General features: G+C 62.8%; 20 protein-coding genes. 15 read left to right on the top strand and 5 right to left on the bottom strand.

Features of this window, described 5'->3' with window-relative positions; all coding sequences use genetic code 11:
• Nucleotides 1-8: 8 nt before the first annotated feature.
• A complete protein-coding gene (gene hisG, locus EHW12_RS15475; protein ID WP_003944905.1) occupies nt 9-860 on the top strand; it encodes an ATP phosphoribosyltransferase in 852 nt (283 codons plus the stop codon).
• Nucleotides 861-906: 46 nt separating this feature from the next.
• Here the strand turns inward: hisG and EHW12_RS15470 are convergent, their stop codons facing one another.
• Both EHW12_RS15470 and EHW12_RS15465 read right to left on the bottom strand, forming a co-directional pair.
• On the bottom strand, nt 907-1,716 hold the full coding sequence (locus tag EHW12_RS15470) for a thioesterase family protein (RefSeq protein ID WP_003944950.1): 810 nt from the start codon (nt 1,714-1,716) through the stop codon (nt 907-909).
• Nucleotide 1,717: 1 nt separating this feature from the next.
• On the bottom strand, nt 1,718-2,779 hold the full coding sequence (locus EHW12_RS15465; RefSeq protein ID WP_003944992.1) for a RecB family exonuclease: 1,062 nt from the start codon (nt 2,777-2,779) through the stop codon (nt 1,718-1,720).
• Here EHW12_RS15465 and EHW12_RS15460 point away from each other — a divergent pair.
• Nucleotides 2,747-3,670: a tRNA (adenine-N1)-methyltransferase gene (locus EHW12_RS15460; protein ID WP_007729892.1), complete on the top strand. Its 924-nt coding sequence runs from the start codon at nt 2,747-2,749 to the stop codon at nt 3,668-3,670. The two genes, EHW12_RS15465 and EHW12_RS15460, sit on opposite strands and share 33 nt — an antisense overlap.
• A gap of 64 nt (nt 3,671-3,734) precedes the next feature.
• Here EHW12_RS15460 and EHW12_RS15455 read toward each other — a convergent pair whose 3' ends face one another.
• Nucleotides 3,735-4,259: a hypothetical protein gene (locus tag EHW12_RS15455; protein WP_003944789.1), complete on the bottom strand. Its 525-nt coding sequence runs from the start codon at nt 4,257-4,259 to the stop codon at nt 3,735-3,737.
• 195 nt (nt 4,260-4,454) lie between these two features.
• Between EHW12_RS15455 and arc the strand changes: the two genes are divergently transcribed.
• Complete coding sequence (arc, locus tag EHW12_RS15450) at nt 4,455-6,230, top strand: proteasome ATPase (RefSeq protein WP_003944870.1); 1,776 nt, start codon at nt 4,455-4,457, stop codon at nt 6,228-6,230.
• Between the two features lie 118 nt (nt 6,231-6,348).
• Complete coding sequence (locus tag EHW12_RS15445; RefSeq protein WP_003944961.1) at nt 6,349-7,026, top strand: TIGR00266 family protein; 678 nt, start codon at nt 6,349-6,351, stop codon at nt 7,024-7,026.
• Nucleotides 7,027-7,077: 51 nt separating this feature from the next.
• On the opposite strand, the gene EHW12_RS15440 is transcribed toward EHW12_RS15445, so the two are convergent.
• Nucleotides 7,078-7,635, bottom strand: a complete 558-nt coding sequence (locus EHW12_RS15440; RefSeq protein WP_007729886.1) for an NUDIX domain-containing protein — start codon at nt 7,633-7,635, stop codon at nt 7,078-7,080.
• 58 nt (nt 7,636-7,693) lie between these two features.
• Here EHW12_RS15440 and dop point away from each other — a divergent pair, with 58 nt between their 5' ends.
• The 4 genes from dop to prcA all read left to right on the top strand — a co-directional run bounded on the left by dop (nt 7,694) and on the right by prcA (nt 11,175).
• Entirely contained in the window at nt 7,694-9,193 is a 1,500-nt protein-coding gene (gene dop / locus EHW12_RS15435) for a depupylase/deamidase Dop (RefSeq protein WP_003944852.1), read from the top strand.
• A 148-nt stretch (nt 9,194-9,341) separates the two neighbouring features.
• Entirely contained in the window at nt 9,342-9,536 is a 195-nt protein-coding gene (locus EHW12_RS15430; RefSeq protein ID WP_003944925.1) for a ubiquitin-like protein Pup, read from the top strand.
• A complete protein-coding gene (gene prcB / locus EHW12_RS15425; RefSeq protein WP_054187394.1) occupies nt 9,533-10,411 on the top strand; it encodes a proteasome subunit beta in 879 nt (292 codons plus the stop codon). The genes EHW12_RS15430 and prcB overlap by 4 nt, the downstream gene beginning before the upstream one ends.
• On the top strand, nt 10,408-11,175 hold the full coding sequence (gene prcA / locus EHW12_RS15420) for a proteasome subunit alpha (protein WP_003945006.1): 768 nt from the start codon (nt 10,408-10,410) through the stop codon (nt 11,173-11,175). Before prcB ends, prcA begins: the two co-directional genes overlap by 4 nt.
• A 37-nt stretch (nt 11,176-11,212) precedes the next feature.
• Here the strand turns inward: prcA and EHW12_RS15415 are convergent, their stop codons facing one another.
• Entirely contained in the window at nt 11,213-12,631 is a 1,419-nt protein-coding gene (locus EHW12_RS15415) for a phosphatase PAP2 family protein (RefSeq protein WP_007729871.1), read from the bottom strand.
• A gap of 144 nt (nt 12,632-12,775) precedes the next feature.
• Here EHW12_RS15415 and pafA point away from each other — a divergent pair, with 144 nt between their 5' ends.
• The 7 genes from pafA to EHW12_RS15380 all read left to right on the top strand — a co-directional run bounded on the left by pafA (nt 12,776) and on the right by EHW12_RS15380 (nt 21,381).
• Entirely contained in the window at nt 12,776-14,134 is a 1,359-nt protein-coding gene (gene pafA, locus EHW12_RS15410; protein WP_007729869.1) for a Pup--protein ligase, read from the top strand.
• Between the two features lie 110 nt (nt 14,135-14,244).
• Entirely contained in the window at nt 14,245-15,255 is a 1,011-nt protein-coding gene (locus EHW12_RS15405; protein ID WP_003944939.1) for a YafY family protein, read from the top strand.
• Complete coding sequence (locus EHW12_RS15400) at nt 15,255-16,232, top strand: YafY family protein (protein ID WP_030536343.1); 978 nt, start codon at nt 15,255-15,257, stop codon at nt 16,230-16,232. The genes EHW12_RS15405 and EHW12_RS15400 overlap by 1 nt, the downstream gene beginning before the upstream one ends.
• Before the next feature lie 134 nt (nt 16,233-16,366).
• Nucleotides 16,367-16,642, top strand: a complete 276-nt coding sequence (gene tatA, locus EHW12_RS15395; RefSeq protein WP_003944836.1) for a Sec-independent protein translocase subunit TatA — start codon at nt 16,367-16,369, stop codon at nt 16,640-16,642.
• A gap of 73 nt (nt 16,643-16,715) precedes the next feature.
• A complete protein-coding gene (tatC, locus tag EHW12_RS15390; RefSeq protein WP_003945030.1) occupies nt 16,716-17,744 on the top strand; it encodes a twin-arginine translocase subunit TatC in 1,029 nt (342 codons plus the stop codon).
• Between the two features lie 48 nt (nt 17,745-17,792).
• Nucleotides 17,793-20,504 carry an RNA helicase gene (locus tag EHW12_RS15385; RefSeq protein WP_125051092.1) on the top strand — a complete coding sequence of 904 codons (2,712 nt, stop codon included), beginning with the start codon at nt 17,793-17,795 and terminating at the stop codon, nt 20,502-20,504.
• 52 nt (nt 20,505-20,556) lie between these two features.
• Nucleotides 20,557-21,381, top strand: a complete 825-nt coding sequence (locus tag EHW12_RS15380) for a DUF4333 domain-containing protein (protein WP_125051090.1) — start codon at nt 20,557-20,559, stop codon at nt 21,379-21,381.
• Nucleotides 21,382-21,384 lie beyond the last annotated feature (3 nt).

Here is a 21,384-nt window from a genome sequence, read left to right as displayed (position 1 = left end):
CATCCACCATGCTGCGCGTAGCAGTTCCCAACAAAGGCTCACTGTCCGAGTCCGCCGCCGAAATTCTCAGCGAGGCCGGTTACCGTCGACGCACCGATTCCCGTGATCTGACAGTCCTCGATCCGGCCAATCAGGTCGAGTTTTTCTTCTTGCGCCCCAAGGACATTGCGATCTACGTCGGCTCCGGTGAGCTGGATCTCGGCATCACCGGTCGTGATCTCGCCGGCGACTCGGGTGCTCCCGTATCCGAGCGTCTGTCACTGGGCTTCGGCCGTTCGTCGTTCCGTTACGCAGCACCGGCCGGCAAGGACTGGGCCGTCGAGGATCTGTCCGGCCTGCGCATTGCAACGTCGTACCCGAACCTGGTCCGTAAGGACCTCACAGATCGCGGACTCGACGCCACCGTCATCCGTCTCGACGGAGCAGTGGAAATCTCGATTCAGCTCGGCGTCGCCGACGCGATCGCCGACGTGGTCGGGTCGGGCCGTACTCTCCGCCAACACAACCTCGTGGCTTTCGGTGAATCGCTCTGCGATTCCGAAGGTGTCCTGATCGAGCGCACCGGCGCTCCGCAGGACGATCCCGCACGCAACCAGCTCATCGAACGCGTACGCGGAATTGTCTTCGCGCAGCAGAATCTGATGATCGACTACGACTGCCCGCGCACCATCCTCGACGACGCCATCAAGATGACTCCGGGTATGGAATCGCCGACCCTCTCGCCGTTGGCCGATCCCGACTGGGTCGCGGTTCGCGCGATGGTCCCGATCAAGGGACACAACCAGGTGATGGATGCCTTGGCCGAACTCGGTGCCAAGGCCATCCTCGCGTCGAACATCCGCTCGGTACGCGCTTTCTGATCACTGCCTGAATAGATTTACGCGCATTCGCGCCCGTTCCTGGAAATCAGGAACGGGCGCGAATCTGCAAAGTCTGGGCGATACGGCCCACGGCACCCTGCTCGTCGTAGAGCACGCCCGCACACATGCCGACGCCGTCCGGACCCGTTGTGGTTTCGGCGGCGACACCGACCCACTCTCCCTCGGGCACACGGAAGATATGCACCGTGAGATCTGTGTTGAGGAACGTCCAGTGCTCCGGGTCGAGCTTGGCGCCGACCCCGTTTGAGATGTCGGCCACCGCGAACAAACGCTCGAGAGCAGACATCTTCTCACCCTCGACCAGCTCTGGCTTGGGGCGCGCCCATACCTTCCCGGTTCCCACGCACCCGATCGGAGCAATCCAGGACCAGTCGAGGGTCTTGAGATAGCCGACGCTCCACAGACCCTCGAGAACGCCCGGGGTGCCGCTGTCGCGGGGTTCGAGCGGGGGATCGACTACGTGGACGACGTCGCCGGTATCCACCGTCTCCATCCGCCACGCCGTACCGCGCGCAACCGCGCGTGCAGATCCGTCGGCGGTGGTTGCCCACAGTTCGGCGACGATCAATTCGATTCGGCGACCGGGTCGTTCGATCCAGGACCGGACTTCGAGGTCGGCAATCGGAATCGGTCCGAGAATCTCGACGACGACGCGCGTCAGACGGGTTTCGTCGCGCGCACCGCACCGCTCGAGGGCTCGTACCAACAGCGCCGACGGGGGAGCGCCGTGCTGCAGTGTCGGGCCCCAGATGCTGACAGTTGCCTGCGTGCTCGCGAACCGCTCGTGCCCTTCCTCCGTCGTTCCGAGGTAGCGGTAGTACGAACTGTCCGTCATGTTATGAATTCTCCTTTGCGGCAACAGGTTCGGTGCTCAGCAGGTCCGGCCAACCTGGATAGGGCGGAGGTGTTCCGCCGAACGAGGGGCACAGTGACTTGTGATCGCACCAGTCGCACAGTTTGCCAGGCTTGGGTCTGAAGTCTCCGGTCGCACCTGCTGCGAGGATCGCTTTCCAGATGGCGGAGAGGGTTCGCTCGAATCGGATGAGCTCGTCGTGATCCGGGGCGTACGTGAGAATCGAGCCGGAGGCCAGATAGATCAGGCGCAGTTGTGCGGGAACGATTCCGCGAGTGCGCAGCAGTACGAGCGCGTAGAACTTCATCTGGAAGAGCGCCTTGGATTCGGTGAACTCGCGAGGCGCTTTTCCGGTCTTGTAGTCGACCACCCGCACCTCACCCGTCGGTGCAACGTCTATCCGGTCGACGAAGCCGCGGAGTCGAACGCCGTTCTCCAATTCGGTCTCGACGTAGACCTCGCACGCCTCGGCATCGAATCGAGTGGGATCTTCGAGCGTGTAGTACGTCGCGACGAGCTTGCCGACTTCGTCGAGGAACGAATCCAGCTCGCCCTCCGGAACAAGGTCAGCGGCCTCGGGAGACTCGGCACTGACACGTTCCCACGCGGGACGGACGAGTTCGGCTGCGCGATCCGGAACCCGGTGACCGGTCGGGAGTGCAAACAGTGCTTCCAGTGCCGCGTGTACGACGGTGCCTCTGACCTGGGCTCTGGTTGGCGTTTCCGGAATTCTGTCGACTGCTCGGAAGCGATAGAGCAGGGGGCATTGTTTGTAGTCACCCGCCCGAGACGGAGAGAGCGCCGGCCGACTACGCGGGCGCTCGTGTGATGTTGCACCCGTTGGAGTGGGGGTTGGCAATTCGACAGAGCTCACACCTGGCAGGCTATGCGGTTGGTCCGACAACTCCGTCGGAGCCGGTGGCGAGGACACCGGAAACAAGCGAACAGGGATCATCTGCGCATGGCGAACGAGCTGCAACCAGAAGAAGGCACGACCGAAGTGGATGAGGTTGTGCAGTCCGCTGTCGCCGAGATTCCCGAACAAGAGCTTCCAGAAGCTGATCTCACTGCGCCGGGCAAGCGGCCGTCAGGCCCGTTCCGCGTCGGCGACCGAGTACAGCTGACCGACGGCAAGGGACGCCACTACACGATCGTTCTCGAGGCGAACCGCGAATACCACACCCACAAGGGCGGAATCGTTCACAACGATCTGATCGGTGCCGACGAGGGCAGCGTCGTCAAGTCGGTCAACGGCACGCCCTATCTCGCACTGCGCCCCCTGCTGGTGGACTACGTGCTGTCCATGCCGCGCGGTGCCCAGGTCATCTACCCGAAGGACGCAGCTCAGATCGTCCACGAAGGCGACGTGTTCCCAGGAGCACGCGTGCTCGAGGCCGGAGCCGGCTCCGGCGCACTGACATGTTCGCTGCTGCGTGCCGTCGGACCCGAGGGCAAGGTCATCTCCTACGAGGTCCGCGACGATCATGCCGAACATGCGGTTCGCAACGTCGAGACCTTCTTCGGGGAACGTCCGCCGAACTGGGAACTGACCATCGCCGATCTCGCCGAGTTCGATCCGGAAGCGCACGGAGGCAAGGTCGATCGCGTCGTCCTCGACATGCTGGCCCCGTGGGACGTCCTGCCCGCCGTCTCGAAGGCACTCGTGCCGGGCGGCGTGTTGATCGTCTACGTCGCGACCGTTACTCAGCTCTCGAAGGTCGTCGAGGCGATGCGCGAGCAGGAATGCTGGACCGAGCCACGCTCGTGGGAATCGATCGTGCGCGGTTGGCACGTCGTCGGATTGGCGGTGCGCCCCGAACATCGGATGCAAGGCCACACCGCGTTCCTCGTGAGCGCTCGTCGTCTCGCCGAAGGAACTGTCACCCCGAAGCCGCAGCGGCGTGCGGGCAAGGGCTCGAACACCGCGGCCAAGTAGTCACACGAAAACAACAAGAGCGGCGATCCGGTATCCGGATCGCCGCTCTTGTCGTAGCTGGAAATTATGCGGTGCAGGACGCGCGGCCCATTTCCAGGAGCACGCAAGCCGAGGTGTCGGACAGCTTCCAGGAGCCGTCTTCGAGCTCCCAGGTCCACGGGGTGGCCGGGGCGGCGCCGTGCGGGCTGACGACGGCGACGTCTGCAGTTGCGGTCTGACCGTCGACCTTGACGTTGTCCACGTTGAACGTGATCGCGTAGGCCGGGTTACCGCCCAGTGCAGCACTCATCGTCTCGATGTTGGCCTGACGCTTGGTTCCGTCGACCACCAGAGCGGTCTTCTCCTCGATCGGCTTGGCCGGATCGATGAGAGCGACGAGCGAAGCGTTGAGCTCCTCGGCCGTCGGAGCCGCTGCGGCAGCGGCAGCTGACGTCGTGGCGGAAGCCGAGGCCTTGGCTGTGGTGCTCGAGGCGGCGGCGGAAGTCGAACTTGCAGCCGTCGAATCCTTGTTGTCGTCCGAGCTGCATGCACCCATGGTCAGGACGGCAGCGACAGCACAAGCGCTGATGAGAGTCTTGCGGATGATCACAGCGTTACCTTTCGTTGTAAAGAGAGACAGGCGCTGTCTCCATCTTGTAGGCAAGGCTAACATGACCAAATTCTGGCTCGAGACCAGTCGGCACGGTCCGCGCGCAGGTGTGAATTCGCACTCGCGCACCGTGTCTGGCGACAGTTGGGGCCTTATGCCGGTAGCGTTGATGGATCGCACTGGGAGGAGACGCACATGAGCTCGACAGAGAACCCGGATTCGGTTGCGGCAGCAGAAGAACTCCACGCGCTACGAGTGGAAGCACAAGTATTGCGCCGACAACTTGCACAATCGCCGGAGCAGGTGCGTGAGCTGGAGTCGAAGGTGGACTCGTTGTCCATCCGAAACAGCAAGTTGATGGACACCCTCAAAGAGGCCCGTCAGCAGCTCATCGCGCTTCGTGAAGAAGTCGACAGACTCGGTCAACCGCCGAGCGGTTACGGAGTCCTTCTCTCGGTACACGAGGACAAGACCGTCGACGTGTTCACGTCGGGTCGCAAGATGCGGTTGACGTGCTCACCGAACATCGACACGGACACCCTCGCCCTCGGGCAGACGGTTCGCCTCAACGAGGCACTCACCATCGTCGAGGCCGGCACCTACGAGCAGGTCGGTGAGATCAGCACGCTCCGTGAGGTACTCGACGACGGCTTGCGCGCACTGGTGGTCGGTCATGCCGACGAAGAGCGCATCGTCTGGCTCGCAGCGCCGTTGGCAGCCGTCTTCGCCGACCCCGAAGCCGACATCATCGCGTACGACGCCGATTCTCCGACCAGGAAACTGCGTCCGGGCGACTCGTTGCTCGTCGACACCAAGGCCGGGTACGCCTTCGAGCGCATCCCGAAGGCCGAGGTCGAAGATCTGGTTCTCGAGGAAGTTCCGGACGTTCACTACGACGACATCGGTGGTCTCGGGCGTCAGATCGAGCAGATCCGTGATGCCGTCGAACTCCCGTTCCTCCACAAGGATCTGTTCCACGAGTACTCGCTGAGGCCGCCGAAGGGTGTACTGCTCTACGGTCCGCCTGGTTGCGGCAAGACGCTCATCGCCAAGGCCGTCGCCAACTCGTTGGCCAAGAAGATCGCAGAAGCCCGCGGTCAGGACAGCAAGGACGCCAAGTCCTACTTCCTGAACATCAAGGGCCCGGAACTTCTGAACAAGTTCGTCGGCGAAACCGAGCGTCACATTCGGATGATCTTCCAGCGTGCTCGTGAGAAGGCGTCCGAGGGCACTCCGGTGATCGTCTTCTTCGACGAGATGGACTCGATCTTCCGTACCCGTGGTTCGGGAGTCTCCTCCGACGTCGAGACAACGGTTGTTCCGCAGCTGCTCAGCGAGATCGACGGCGTGGAAGGGCTCGAGAACGTCATCGTCATCGGCGCGTCCAACCGTGAGGACATGATCGACCCGGCCATCCTGCGTCCCGGCCGACTGGATGTGAAGATCAAGATCGAGCGCCCCGACGCGGAATCCGCTCAGGACATCTTCTCGAAGTACCTGGTGGACGGTCTGCCGATCAATGCGGACGACCTCGCCGAGTTCGGTGGCGATCGCACCGCCTGCTTGAAGGCGATGATCGTTCGCGTCGTCGATCGCATGTACGCGGAGAGCGAAGAGAATCGTTTTCTCGAGGTCACCTACGCCAACGGCGACAAGGAAGTTCTGTTCTTCAAGGACTTCAACTCGGGTGCGATGATCCAGAACATCGTCGACCGCGCCAAGAAGTACGCGATCAAGTCGGTACTCGACACCGGTGCTCCGGGCTTGCGTGTGCAGCACCTCTTCGATTCCATCGTCGACGAGTTCGCCGAGAACGAGGATCTGCCCAACACCACCAATCCTGATGACTGGGCACGTATTTCGGGCAAGAAGGGTGAGCGGATCGTCTACATCCGCACTCTCGTCACCGGCAAGAACGCCAGTGCCAGCCGCGCGATCGACACAGAGTCGAACACGGGCCAGTACCTGTAGCGAAACGAAGATCGATCGGGCCGGCCACTCCGCGAGAGTTGTCGGCCCGATCTCTGCGTCGCTGCCGTTGACTTCGTTGCGATTGGACCGGTCGGTCGCGCTGGTTTAGAGTCCCGCCGTGCAGATACATCTTCGACACAATCCGTCGTCCACTGTCGCTCGCTGCTACCTCGCGCCCGGCGAACCGCTGCGCGTGGAGAGCGGGGCGATGCTCGCGCATTCTGCCGGCGTAGTTCTCGAAGCGAAGGCGCAGGGCGGCGTCCTGCAGGGACTCAAGCGGTCGATGCTGAGCGGCGAATCATTTTTCGTCACGACGTATACCGCTCCGCCGCAAGGTGGTTGGGTCGACGTGACTGGTGTGCTTCCCGGAGATCTGATCCCGCTGACCATCACCTCTGATCGCCCGTTCTTCCTCAACCGTGGAACCTGGTTGGCCAACTCCTACGGTGTGACGGTCGAGTCCAAGTGGGGCGGCATGTCCAACCTCTTCGGCGGTGAGGGAGGCTTCGGCCTGCGGGCAAGTGGCGACGGTGAAGTAGTGCTGGCCGTCTACGGCGCGATCGACGTCATCGACTTGCAGCCAGGCGAGACAGTCACGATCGATACCGGTCACGTGGTCGCCTACGACCTCGGCATGAATTTCAACATGCGGCGCGCCGTTCAGGGGCGCACCATTCAGTCGATGAAGTCCGGTGAAGGATTTGTCTTCGACTTCACCGGCCCAGGACGCGTTCTCGCGCAGACCCGCAACCCCAGCGCGTTCGCTGCTTGGCTCTCGGCGATCACCCCGGGCTGATCACAGGTCCCACCAGTGTTCAGTCCCAGCGGTGTTCAGTCCCAGCGGTGTTCAGCTCCAGCAATAGTCGGCCAGCAGCGCGCGTGAGTCCGGAACGAACGGCCACGACGGGTCCTGCAGGTGGGCGCCGAGTTCTTTCGGCGTCCACCACCAACCTTCGGCGATCTCGCTGGGCTGATGTGCCATCGGCCCGTCGTATCTGAGTTCGAACGCAAACAGGTGACAGCGCAACGGAGAGTTGTTCCACTCGCCGTCCCAGGATTTTCGAGCGATCTCCGTCAGTCGGAGTGGCTGGTCTGCCGTTCCGAAGATTCCGAGTTCTTCACCGACTTCACGGATCGCAGTTTCCTGCGGCGTCTCACCTGGATCGACGACACCTCCGGCAAGACAGTCGTGATAGCCCCCGAACACCGCTTTCGTGTCGGTTCGGCGATGGACGTATATGCGGGAGCCGTCCCCGGTACGAACCAGGACGCCCGCACTCGCGTGCCAGAGCCCACCCGAGTAGACGACGGAACGTGGTGCTCGGCCGATCGGATTACCCGTCCGGTCGTACACGGCGACTACCTCGTCCGCGGGATTCAGGTCTGCGGTGAGAGGTTGGTGCATTCCTCCAACTGTGCCACGCCTGTGGGTGCCGCGCCGCAATCACATAGGCTCTTGTGTCATGCAGCGGATCATCGGTGTCGAGGTCGAATACGGAATATCTTCACCCAGTGAGCCGTCGGCGAATCCGATTCTCACTTCAACCCAGGCGGTGCTTGCCTACGCCGCCGCAGCGGGCGTGCCTCGGGCCAAGCGCACACGCTGGGATTACGAGGTCGAATCTCCGCTGCGAGATGCCCGAGGCTTCGATCTGGGGCGAATGAGCGGTCCCGCGCCGGTGATCGACGCGGACGAGATCGGCGCCGCGAACATGATTCTCACCAACGGGGCACGGTTGTACGTCGATCACGCCCATCCGGAGTATTCGGCGCCCGAGGTCGCCGACCCGCTCGACGCCGTGATCTGGGACAAGGCCGGCGAACGCGTCATGGAAGCGGCTGCGCGGCACGCATCCAGCGTGCCGGGTGCGCCACGGCTGCAGCTGTACAAGAACAACGTCGACGGCAAGGGTGCCTCGTACGGCACGCACGAGAACTACCTCTGCTCACGTGAGACCCCGTTCGCCTCGATCGTGACCGGATTGACGCCGTTTTTCGCGTCCCGGCAGGTGATCTGCGGTTCCGGTCGTGTGGGTCTCGGTCAGTCCGGCGACGAGGCCGGATTCCAGCTTTCGCAGCGATCCGACTACATCGAGGTCGAAGTAGGCCTCGAGACCACTCTCAAGCGCGGAATCATCAACACCCGCGACGAACCGCACGCGGATGCGGACAAGTATCGCCGCCTGCACGTCATCATCGGTGACGCGAACCTCGCGGAGATGTCGACGTACCTCAAGGTTGGAACAACGGCGCTGGTACTCGACCTGATCGAGGCAGGTGTCGACCTCACCGATCTGCAACTGGCGCGTCCGGTCACGGCCGTCCACCACATCAGTCACGACCCCACTCTGCGCAAGACCGTTGCGCTGGCCGACGGACGTGAACTGACAGGGCTTGCGCTGCAACGCATTTACCTCGAACGTGTCTCGAAGTTCCTCGACCGTGAGACCGATCGTGATCCGCGAGCGGACGATATCGTCGCCAAGTGGGCGATGGTTCTCGATCTCCTCGAGCGCGATCCCATGGAGTGCGCGAACATCCTCGACTGGCCGGCCAAACTGCGTCTGCTCGAAGGGTTCCGCAATCGTGAGGGACTCGCGTGGTCGGCGCCGCGATTGCATCTGGTGGATCTGCAGTACTCCGACGTGCGACTCGACAAGGGCCTGTACAACCGCCTGGTTGCTCGCGGCTCCATGGAGCGGCTTGTCACCGAACAGCAGGTTCTCGACGCGGTCACGAACCCTCCCACCGACACTCGCGCATACTTCCGGGGCGAGTGCCTACGCCGATTCGGGGCCGATATCGCGGCCGCGAGCTGGGATTCGGTCATCTTCGATCTCGGCGGTGAATCGTTGATCCGTATCCCCACCCTCGAGCCGCTTCGAGGTACCAAAGCGCACGTCGGAGCGTTGCTCGACTCCGTGGACAGCGCCGCGGAACTGGTTGATCAGCTCACTCACTGAAATCAGCCGATGCGGCTCGCCGTCGCGTCTCTCCACACCTGACGGTGCCGCTCGGTAGGGTGAAGGTCCGAGCGGGATCAGTTACCGACTCTGCTGGGCCGAACAGGATGCTCGCGAGAGCTCCCTTCACACAAGGAGGTCGACGGCGATGGCTCAAGAACAGACGCAGCGTGCCGGTGGCGGCGAAGACGACGAAACCACTGGTGGCGACGGCAGTGCCGGCCAGGAACGTCGCGAGAAGCTCGCTGCAGAAACCGACGACCTGCTCGACGAGATCGACGACGTGTTGGAAGAGAACGCCGAGGACTTCGTCCGTGCCTACGTCCAGAAGGGCGGCCAGTGACGGTGGATCGCGCGCCCCGGATCACAGACGGGGACACACGGTTGAGCTTCGGCTCGAATCTGTCGTCATTCTCGGAATACCTTCGGGTGCATGCACCGGAGCATCTTCCGCAGAACCGCTTCGCCGACACAGGAGGTGTTGTCATGGGCGGGGGAGACGTAGCTCCGCACGGCACCACCATCGTCGCGATCAGCTATGCGGGTGGTGTTCTGCTCGCGGGTGATCGCCGAGCGACGATGGGCAATCTCATCGCCAGCCGTGACGTGCAGAAGGTGTACGTCACGGACGACTACTCGGCTGCGGGTATTGCCGGTACGGCCGGGATCGCAATCGAACTGGTCCGGCTCTTCGCGGTCGAGCTCGAACATTACGAGAAGATCGAAGGCGTCCCACTCACGTTCGACGGCAAGGCCAATCGACTTTCGTCGATGGTTCGAGGAAATCTCGGAGCAGCGATGCAAGGTTTGGCGGTTGTGCCACTGCTCGTGGGTTACGACCTGGACGCGGTCGATCCGTCCACCGCCGGTCGCATCGTCTCCTACGACGTCGTCGGTGGGCGATACGAGGAGCGCGCGGGCTATCACGCAGTCGGATCCGGCTCCCTGTTCGCGAAATCGGCGCTCAAGAAGCTGTATTCACCGGGAATCGACGAGGACACCGCGCTTCGGTTCGCCGTCGAGGCGCTCTACGACGCGGCAGATGACGATTCGGCTACCGGTGGTCCTGATCTGACACGAGGGATCTATCCGACGGCGGTCACCATCACCTCGGCCGGCGCTGTGGAGTTGTCGCCCACCAGGGCTGCCGAGATCGCCAGGGAGATCGTCGCGGCTCGCACGGCGACCGCGAGTCCGGAAGGGGAGTCTGCGCTATGACGATGCCGTACTACGCATCAGCCGAACAGATCATGCGCGATCGTTCGGAATTGGCGCGCAAGGGAATTGCCCGCGGGCGCAGCGTCGTCGTTCTCACCTACCGCGACGGAGTGCTCTTTGTCGCCGAGAACCCGTCGCGTGCTCTGCACAAGGTCAGCGAACTGTACGACCGTCTCGGATTCGCGGCAGTGGGCAAGTACAACGAGTTCGAGAATCTGCGCCGCGCGGGCATCGTCCACGCAGACATGCGTGGGTACTCGTACGACCGTCGGGACGTCACCGGGCGTTCGCTCGCCAATGCGTACGCACAAACCCTGGGAACGATCTTCACCGAGCAGCCCAAGCCGTACGAGGTCGAGATCTGTGTTGCCGAGATCGGTCGCTTCGGAAGCAGTACGCCGGCTCAGCTCTACCGGATCACGTACGACGGATCCATCGCGGACGAGCAGGAATTCGTGGTCATGGGCGGCACGACCGAACCGATCGTGACGGCGATGCGCGAGTCGTACCAGCGAGACCTCGACCTCGAATCCGCAGTGCGGATTGCAGTCGGGGCGCTCCAAAAGGGCGGCCCGGCACCGGCCGGAACCACTGAGGCGGAACCACGAACTCTCGATGTGAGTGCACTCGAGGTTGCCGTACTCGACAGCAATCGTCCACGCCGTGCGTTCAAACGGATCGCTGGAACGGTTTTGGAAGAGATGCTTCCAGCTCCGGCAGCAGTCGAGGATGCGCCGCCGGCAAACGGCGACGCACCCTCGTAGATACTCCGTAGGTCTGGGAGTTACTGCAGGTCTGGAGTTACTGAGTGACTCGGTAGACGGCCACCGCGCCCGGTTCGGTGTCGAAATCGAACCGGCGCGCGTCTGCCACCACTTCACCGTCGGTGGCGATGGCTACCGGTGAATCGGCGACTCGGACCGACATCGACGAGACGAGTTCGCGAACGTAGACCCGCGAGCTGCCCAATGTTCCTGTGGCAGCCGCAAACAGCAGACGTGAGCGCGAGAATTTCTTGTCCGCGCGCAGATAGCGGACGTCGAGTAGTCCACGGTTCATCTCCGGACGCGACATCGGCACCTGATCGGCGGGGGAGTATCGCCCGTTTCCGACGAACAGCATCCAGATTGTGGTCCGCTTCCCGTCGATGGTCACCGTCATCGGCTCCGCCGCTGCGAGAACCCGGATCATCGCGGCTCCTGCGGCCGGCCACTTACCGAAACGCGGTTCCCATTTTTCCCTCAGGCGCACAGCATCCGGGTATCCACCGAGGCTGGCTGTGTTGAGAAACCGTGCAGTCACTCCGGAATCCGTGCGCACCACCGCGTGGTCGACGAATGCCGCCTGACCGGACTCGACTGCCTGTGCGGTCTCCTCGACATTCACCGCCCCGACGTCGCGGGCGAAATGGTTCAATGTTCCGCCGGGAAAAACCGCAAGTGGTAGCTCATGCTTTGTCGCCGCGGTCGCGACCGTGACCACTGTTCCGTCGCCGCCGCATACACCCAACGCTTTCGGCGAGAGCTCGGGGATCTTGGCATCGATCTGCATGTCGAAGTCGATGTCCGCGTCGAACTCGTAGACGATCGCTTCCGGTAGTAGTTCTCGAATCGATTCCACGATCCCGTCGTCCTCGGAGCCTGAACCAGGATTGGTGAAGACCAACAAGCCTTCTCCGCGCGGGAGCGCGGGAACCACGCACTCGGGTCCGAGTTCGGCGGGCTCTTCGTCCCGCACCGCCCACCAACGACGTGTGCCGGCAGCGATAGCACCGCCGACCGCGAGGCCTGCGAAGACGTCGGACGGCCAGTGGACTCCGTTGTGAACGCGTGAGTACGCCACTGCTGCGGCCAGTGGTGCCAGAGCAGCTCCAGCAACCGGGGACTCCATGGCCACTGCCGCGGTGAATGCCGCGGCCGAAGACGAATGTCCGGAGGGGAACGAGGACGACGTCGGAATGTCGACGCCTCGCTTCGGGCTCAGCCAGACGCGTGCCGGTGGGCGTCGGCGGGGAAAGAGGGGCTTGAGTATGCCGTTGGCCAGCGCGCTGGAACCGGCCAGTGCGAGCAGCCCGCGTGCTGCTGCCCTACGGGGCCGCCCGCCGATCATCGCGAGCAAGGCGGCGACAACCATCCACAAAACGCCGTGATCGGCGGCTCTGGAGAGAAACCGCATGGTCGGGTCGAGCACGGAAGGGCGCAGTGCTCCAGTGCTTTCCATGACTTTGACGTCGCTTCGGACAACTTTTCGGCGAATAAGGCTCACACCGTCACACTATGCTGCCGCCCGACGTTGTCGAGTCGTGACTTACGACGCGATCGAAGTACACGGGTGAACCTCGCATTCTGGTTGTACTGTCGAAGTGTGCAGAGACGAATCATGGGTATCGAGACGGAATTCGGCGTTACCTGCACCTTTCACGGGCACAGGAGACTGAGCCCCGACGAGGTTGCTCGTTACCTCTTCCGTCGTGTCGTGTCGTGGGGTCGCAGCTCCAACGTCTTCCTCCGTAACGGAGCTCGCTTGTACCTGGATGTGGGTTCGCACCCGGAGTACGCGACGGCCGAGTGCGACAGCCTCATCCAGCTGGTCAATCACGACCGTGCCGGTGAGCGTGTGCTCGAAGAACTGCTGATCGACGCCGAGGCGAGACTCGCCGAGGAGGGTATTGGTGGCGACATCTATCTCTTCAAGAACAACACCGACTCGGCCGGAAACTCGTACGGCTGCCACGAGAACTTTCTCGTCGCGCGCGCCGGTGAGTTCTCCCGCATTTCGGATGTCTTGTTGCCGTTCCTCGTCACGCGCCAGTTGATCTGCGGCGCCGGAAAGGTACTGCAGACTCCGAAGGCCGCGACGTTCTGCCTCTCGCAGCGCGCGGAACACATCTGGGAGGGCGTCTCGTCGGCTACCACTCGCTCGCGTCCGATCATCAACACCCGCGACGAACCGCATGCGGACGCCGAGAAGTACCGCCGCCTGCACGTGATCGTCGGCGATTCGAACATGGCCGAAACGACGACGATGCTCAAGGTCGGTTCTGCCGCACTGGTGCTCGAGATGATCGAAGCCGGGGTGTCGTTCCGCGATTTCGCGCTGGACAACCCGATTCGTGCCATCCGCGAGGTCAGTCACGACGTGACCGGTAAAAAGCCGGTTCGCCTTGCTGGTGGACGTCAGGCCAGTGCCCTCGATATTCAGCGCGAGTACCACGCCAAGGCGGTCGAACATCTGCGTAACCGCGAACCGGACCCGCAGGTGGAGCAGGTTGTCGATCTCTGGGGTCGCACCCTCGACGCCGTCGAAGCTCAGGATTTTGCGAAGGTCGACACGGAGATCGACTGGGTCATCAAGCGCAAGCTGTTCCAGCGATACCAGGACCGTCACGGTTTCGACCTGTCCGATCCCAAGATCGCGCAGCTCGACTTGGCTTACCACGACATCAAACGCGGCCGGGGCGTCTTCGACGTTCTCCAGCGCAAGGGCTTGGTCAAGCGGGTCACCGAGGACGAGACGATCGACGACGCCGTCGAGAATCCGCCGCAGACCACGCGCGCCAAATTGCGGGGCGACTTCATCACCGCAGCCCAGGCAGCAGGCCGGGACTTCACAGTCGACTGGGTTCACCTCAAGCTCAACGATCAGGCACAGAGAACGGTGCTGTGCAAGGACCCGTTCCGCTCCGTCGACGAGCGTGTCGAGCGTTTGATCGCTTCGATGTAGGTCACCCAATTTCACGATTTACAACACAGCAGGTCTGTTTTGCGGCGACGCGCCGGGCACGAAAGTGTCCGGCGCGCGTTCGGTTATCGGATAGCCACTAGGATTTCGGCGTGGCGACATCAAAAATCGAGCGGTTGATGAACCTGGTGATCGCGTTGCTGTCCACCAGACAGTTCCTCACGGCGGAGAAAATCCGTGACAGTGTGGCCGGGTACAACGATTCCGCGAACTACGAAGCGTTCAGTCGCATGTTCGAGCGCGACAAGAACGAACTTCGTGACCTGGGTGTCCCGTTGGAAACCGGTCTGGCAGGACGTTTCTCGACCGTCGAGGGGTATCGGATCAATCGCAATGCCTACGAGCTTCCGGACGTGGACCTCACCAGCGAGGAATCTGCTGCTGTCGCCGTCGCAGTGCAGTTGTGGGAGTCGCCGGAACTGATTTCGGCAGCCCAGAGTGCACTACTCAAACTCCGAGCGGCCGGCGTCCAGGTCGACTCAGAAGTCAGTGCCGCCCCGGTCACCGCGATTCCGGCACGCACTCGCGGTTCGGAGCCCGCGCTCGGCAAGCTTCTTGCAGCGGTCGACGCCGGCCGAGCAGTTCATTTTCAGCACCGCGGCGCATTGAACGAACCGTTCACCGAACGCACCGTCGAGCCGTGGGGCGTCGTCACGCACAACGGCAAGTGGTACCTGGTCGGGCACGACGTCGACCGTGATGCGGTGAGGACCTTCCGGCTCTCACGGATCGGTGACGACGTCAGGGAGTTCGGCCCGGCCGGTTCGGTTCACAAACCTGAAGGTGTCGACCTTCGCGAGGTCGTCGATCGCGTGACCGGTTCGGGCGTCGTGACCGGGACGGCTACGGTGTGGGTCGCAGACGGCCGCGCCCATGAGCTTCGGCGGCTTGCGACGTCGTCGTCCGAACGGCGGTTGACCGATCGCGACGGCAGCGTGCTGGCCATCCCCGTCCGATCCTGGGAATGGACCGCTCGGTTGATCGCCGGTCACGGGTTGGACGCATTGGTGCTGGACCCACCGGATTTGCGTGCTGAGGTCGTCGCGAAGCTGCGCGCCGCCGCGGCGAGCCCGATCACCGGCAATGGACAGGGGGACCACTGATGAGCAATCGACTGTCGTCGCGGTTGGCACGGCTGCTCAACCTCGTGCCGTACTTCATCGCAAATCCTGGCATCAGTCCCGCCGAGGCCGCCGAGGAGCTCGGTGTCAGCACCACTCAACTGATGACCGACCTCAATCAACTGTGGGTGTGCGGACTGCCCGGTTACGGTCCCGGTGATCTCATCGACCTGTCCTTCTCCGAGGAAAGTATCGAGGTCACGTTCTCGGCCGGGATCGATCGCCCGTTGCGCCTCACCTCGACGGAGGCGACGGCGTTGCTGATCGCCCTGCGGTCCTTGGTGGAAATGCCCGGCATGGTCGATCCGTCCTCGGCGCAGCGTGCCATCGCGAAGATCGAGGACGCAGCAGGCTCGGCCGCGGCACGAGCCATCGGTCAGGACCGGGACACATCGCCGGCGCCGGACATCGCCGAAGACCCGATAGCAGCGACGGTCAGAGCCGCGCTCGCAGACAAGACCGCCCTGCGATTGACGTATTACTCCGCCTCGCGCGACGCGGTCTCCGAGCGCATCGTCGACCCCGTTCGTATCGTGTTGGTCGACAACTACAGCTACCTCCAGGCGTGGTGCCGTCAAGCCGAGGGCGTGCGGTTGTTCAGATTCGATCGGATCGACGCCGCCGTCCAACTCGACGAGCCCGCCGACCCGCCGCCGCAGGCCCTCGAGGAGGATTCGAATCTCGAATTGTTCAGCGGCGACGGTTCCCTTCCGGAAGCGCGGTTGTTCATCACCAAAGAGTGGGTGTGGATGCTCGACTACTACCCGTTGGACGTCGAGCACGTGAACGACGACGGGTCGGTCGAGGCGACGATGAGTTTCGGAACACTTGAATGGATGGCAAGGCTGGTGTTGGGATTCGGTGAGGGCGTTCGGGTCCTTCATCCGCCGGAACTGGTCTCCGAAGTCCATGATCGAGCCGTTGCGGCGCTCGACGCCTATGACGTAATCGGTTCGTAAAACTTCGGGAAACTTCACGTTCAGTGAGTTCGCAGGAAACAAACAGGTAAAAGGTAGCTGAAGTAAGTGCTTTGGCACCTCCGAGCGCCGGTTGTGTCCGGTAGCATCGAGGAATCTGATCATGGGAGGTCGTTATGGGTGCAATGCAGCCGATGCATTGGCTGATTGTCGCTGTTGTCGTCGTAATTCTGTTCGGGTCGAAGAAGCTTCCCGATGCAGCACGCGGTCTGGGTCGTTCCCTCCGCATCTTCAAGAGCGAAGTCAAGGAAATGCAGAACGACGATGCGGCGCCCGCAAGCGCGCCGGTCGCACAGCCTGCTCCGGCACAGTTGCCGACGGCCAACACCGCGGTGGTCGCAAACGGTGCAGCAGCACCTGTTGCGCAGCCGACCGAAGTCAAGCCGCTCTAGTACACACTGCGTTCTAGCCGGGGTGAAATATTCGTTCACCCCGGTTGTCTGCTGACCAAGACCAGGATGCACAGTGCGTATTCCGTTAGACCCGCGTAACCGCAAGCGGAAGGTCAACCCAGACGGCACCATGTCGTTGGTCGACCACCTGTACGAATTGCGGACTCGTTTGTTGTTCGCATTCCTCGGCGTGATCATCACCACGGCGTTCGGCTTCTTCTGGTATTCACACTCGATACTCGGTCTCGAAAGTCTGGGCGATCTGCTTCGCGGACCGTACTGCGAGCTTCCGTCCGAGAGTCGCGCCAACCTCAGCACCGACGACGCGTGCCGATTGCTGGCGACCGGGCCGTTCGAGCAGTTCATGCTGCGATTCAAAGTGGCGCTCACCGCCGGCATCGTTCTTGCCTGCCCGGTGTGGCTTTACCAATTGTGGGCATTCATCACCCCGGGCCTCTACGCCAAAGAGCGTCGCTACGCGGTCGGATTCGTCACCGCAGGTGCCGCTCTCTTCATTCTCGGCGCAATCCTGGCGTACCTCGTCGTGGCGAAGGCTTTGCACTTCCTCCTGACCATCGGTGACAACGTCCAGATCACCGCGCTCAGTGGTTCTGAGTACTTCGGCTTCATCATCAATCTGCTGCTCATCTTCGGCGTCAGCTTCGAAATTCCACTGCTCGTCGTCGTGTTGAACTTTGCCGGCATTCTGACGTACGAGCGTTTGAAGGCCTGGCGTCGAGGATTGATCTTCGGGCTCTTCGTATTCGCTGCAGTTGCCACGCCAGGGTCGGATCCGTTCTCGATGTTGGCGCTCGCGCTGGCTCTGACGCTTCTCTTCGAGGTCGCGGTACAGATCGCTCGCCTCAACGACAAACGTAAGGCCAAGCGCGCCGGTGAAGACTGGGGCGCACTGTCCGACGAGGAAGCTTCCTCCATCTCGGCTCCGTCCGATCTGAACGAGGCTTTCGACAATCCGACCAAACCCAAGGCCGAATCGAGTGGATTGTTCGGACGTAAGTCCAAGTCCAAGGCTCCGGTCGCGGAGAAATCCGACACCGCCGGCGACAACGCGCCCGGCCAGGATTTCACTGACACTCTCTGAGCGCCGTGCCACCACGTCGGCGGCGTGTGAAACCCTGACGAGGTGGTTATGAACAAGAGTGAACTGAGCACGTTCGCGTCCAGCCTGAAGTTCGAACTCGATCCATTCCAGGTGAAGGCATGCGTTGCGCTCGAAGCGGGCCACGGCGTCCTTGTCTGCGCGCCGACCGGTGCAGGCAAGACCGTGGTCGGCGAGTTCGCTGTCCACCTGGCTCTGGCGGCGGGCCGCAAGTGTTTCTACACGACGCCGATCAAAGCGTTGAGCAATCAGAAGTACGCCGAACTCGTCGAGCGGTACGGCCCCGACGAAGTCGGTCTGCTGACGGGTGATTCGAGTATCAACTCCGACGCACCGGTGGTCGTCATGACCACCGAAGTCCTGCGGAACATGCTCTACGCCAACTCCGAGGCACTGCGCGGGCTTTCGCACGTCGTCATGGACGAAGTGCATTACCTGGCCGACCGGTTCCGTGGGGCGGTGTGGGAGGAAGTGATCCTGCACCTGTCCGAGGACGTACGCCTGGTGAGTTTGTCGGCGACCGTGAGCAATGCCGAAGAATTCGGTGCCTGGATGGAAACCGTCCGCGGCGACACCACTGTGGTCGTGGACGAGACTCGGCCGATCCCGCTGTGGCAGCACATCATGGTCGGTAGGCGAATCTTCGATCTCTTCGACAGTCGTAGTCATCCTGCTGCCGGGCCGAAGACCGTGCTCGTCGACCAGGATCTGGTTCGCCACGTCAAGCAGCGTCAGGCTCTCGAACGCGTCGAGAGCTGGCAGCCGCGTGGCCGCGGACGACGCGGCAGCTACCAGAGCTCCAACGATTTCCGGCCCTTGCCACGACCTGACGTCATCGCTCAGCTCGATCAGTCCGGACTGCTCCCGGCTATCACTTTCATCTTCAGCCGCGCCGGTTGTGATGCGGCTCTTGCACAGTGCCTGCGGTCCAGACTGGATCTCACTTCGCCGGAGCAGGTCCGCGAGATCGACACCATCATCGAGAAACACACCGGGGAGCTACCCGAAGAGGATCTCGAAGTTCTCGGATATCGGGACTGGTGCAAGGCACTACGACGCGGACTGGCATCTCACCATGCCGGCATGCTGCCGGCATTCCGCCAGACAGTCGAGGAACTGTTCGTCAAGGGGCTCGTGCGGGCGGTCTTCGCGACCGAGACGCTGGCCCTCGGCATCAACATGCCGGCACGCACGGTGGTGCTCGAACGTCTGGTCAAGTACAACGGTGAATCGCACGCCGAACTGACGCCGGGGGAGTACACGCAGCTGACGGGTCGGGCCGGCCGACGCGGCATCGACGTCGAAGGCCACGCTGTGGTCCTGTGGCAGCCCGGGGTCGAGCCGAGGGATGTCGCCGGCTTGGCGTCGACACGGACGTTCCCGCTCCGCAGTTCGTTCCGCCCCTCGTACAACATGTCGATCAATCTCGTCGAGCGCATGGGCGCGGCGGATTCACGGAAGCTGCTCGAGCGTTCCTTCGCGCAGTTCCAAGCGGATCGCTCGGTGGTCGGCCTGGTGCGTGGCATCGAGCGGAACGAAGAAGCACTGAAGGGTTTGCAGGAGAAACTCGGCGGTGCGGACGGTGAGTACTTCGAATACGCATCGTTGCGTGAGCGGCTCAGTGCGCGCGAGCGCGCGCTCGAACGTAAGGGCCGCGAAGACCGACGCGGAGATGCGGTGGAGTCCCTCCGTGCACTCGCCCGCGGTGACGTGATCGCAATTCCCATCGGTCGTCATTCCGGGGTGGCAGTGGTCCTCGTCCCGGACAACGATCCGAAGGACCCGCGTCCGCTGGTTCTGACGGCCGACCAGTGGGCCGGCCGACTCTCCTCGGGTGATTTCCCGGAAGCAGCCGACGTTCTGGGAAAGATGCGACTGCCCAAGCATGTCGATCACCACACCGCGCGGATCCGGCGCGATCTGGCCTCGGCGTTGCGTAGTACCGGGATCAGTGCCCCCCGGCGAAAGAAGCGCCACAAGGCGGGCGCATCCGAAGATGCCGAGGTCGCTACTTTGCGACGTGCTATTCGCTCGCATCCGTGCCATAGCTGGCCCGATCGTGAACATCTGAGCCGGATCGGTGAGCGCTACAACCGGCTGGCCAGGGAAACGCAGTCGATGAGGGAAAAGGCTGCGGCCACCACCAACTCGTTGGCGCGGACGTTCGACCGCATCATTGCGCTACTCAAAGAGCGTGAGTACATGACTGCCGAAGCAGCGCCCGAAGTCACCGAATCCGGACGACGACTCAGCCGCATCTACTCGGAAAGCGACCTTCTGGTCGCCGAATGCCTGCGGACCGGGGTGTGGACAGGTCTCAGCCCGGCCGAGTTGGCGGCCGTCGTGTCCTCGGTGGTCTACGAATCACGTCGGGACGGGGACACCGTGGATCGAGTGCCGACAGCGGCGCTTCGTCACGCCCTCAACGACACTCAACGATTGTGGAGCGAACTGCGGTCGGACGAGATTCGCCACAAGCTGCCGCCGACGCGGGAACCGGATCTCGGATTCGTCACTGCCGTTTATCACTGGGCGAGCGAAAACTCGCTTGTCGACGCACTGATCGCGGCCGGAGTGCAGGGTCGTGCGCTGTCTGCGGGTGACTTTGTACGTTGGTGTCGTCAGGTCATCGATCTCCTCGATCAGGTCCGCCTGACTTCGACGGATGCCGACGTCGCGAAGACTGCGGCGCGGGCGGTAGCTGCAATTCGTCGCGGGGTAGTTGCTGTCGACGCAGCATGACCGCAACTATGTGGTTTGATTCGCAGACTGGTATTTCGAGTGGGAGGCGAACATGAGCGGGCCTTACGGACCGAACGATCCGAATCGGCAATGGGGTCCTGGTGATCAGCAGCAGCCGAACGAGCAGCAGTGGGGGCAGAATCCTCAGCAGCCGGGCGGACAACAGCAGCCTGGTCAGCAGCCCGGCCAGCAACAGCCGTGGGGTCAGCCTGGTCAAACACCGCAGCCCGGTCAGCAGCCCGGCCAGCAACAGCCGTGGGGACAACCTGCCTACGGCCAGCCGGGTGGTCAGCCTGCGTACGGTCAGCCGCAACAGCCTGGACAAGGACAACCCGGCCAGCAACAGCCGTGGGGACAACCCCAGCAACAACCTCCCGCACAGCCGTGGGGTCAGCACGGGCAACAGCAGTCACCTGACGCAACCCAGGCGTGGGGTCAGCCTCCGGCTGCCGCACCGCAGCAGGCGTGGGGCGCCACGGCCCCCGGGCAGACTCCGGGACAGCAGAACCAGTGGAACCAGGCTCAGCCGTTCCCGAGTCCCGGTGCGCCCGGAAACCAGTCGGGTAAGTCGAAGAAGCCCCTGATCTTCGGTGCGATCGGCGTTCTCGTCGTTCTTGCCGCTGTCGTGGTGGCCCTGGTGTTCGGAGTCTTCGGCAAGAACACACTCGATCAGAGCGCGGCTCAGGCCGGCGTCGAGAAGATCGTCACCGAGTCCTACGGGGCGAAGAACGTGAGCAACGTTCAGTGCCCCGCGGACCAGGAAGTCAAGTCAGGCAACAAGTTCACCTGCACGCTTTCGATCGCGGGTGTGAAGTCGAACGTGACCGTGACGTTTGTCGACGACAACGGCACGTACGAGGTCAGCCGCCCGAGCTGACGC

Source organism: Rhodococcus sp. NJ-530 (genome assembly GCF_003860625.1).
GTDB lineage: Bacteria > Actinomycetota > Actinomycetes > Mycobacteriales > Mycobacteriaceae > Rhodococcus_F > Rhodococcus_F qingshengii.
The sequence above is the reverse complement of the archived record's forward strand: the minus strand, read 5'-3'. Positions and strand labels throughout refer to the sequence as shown.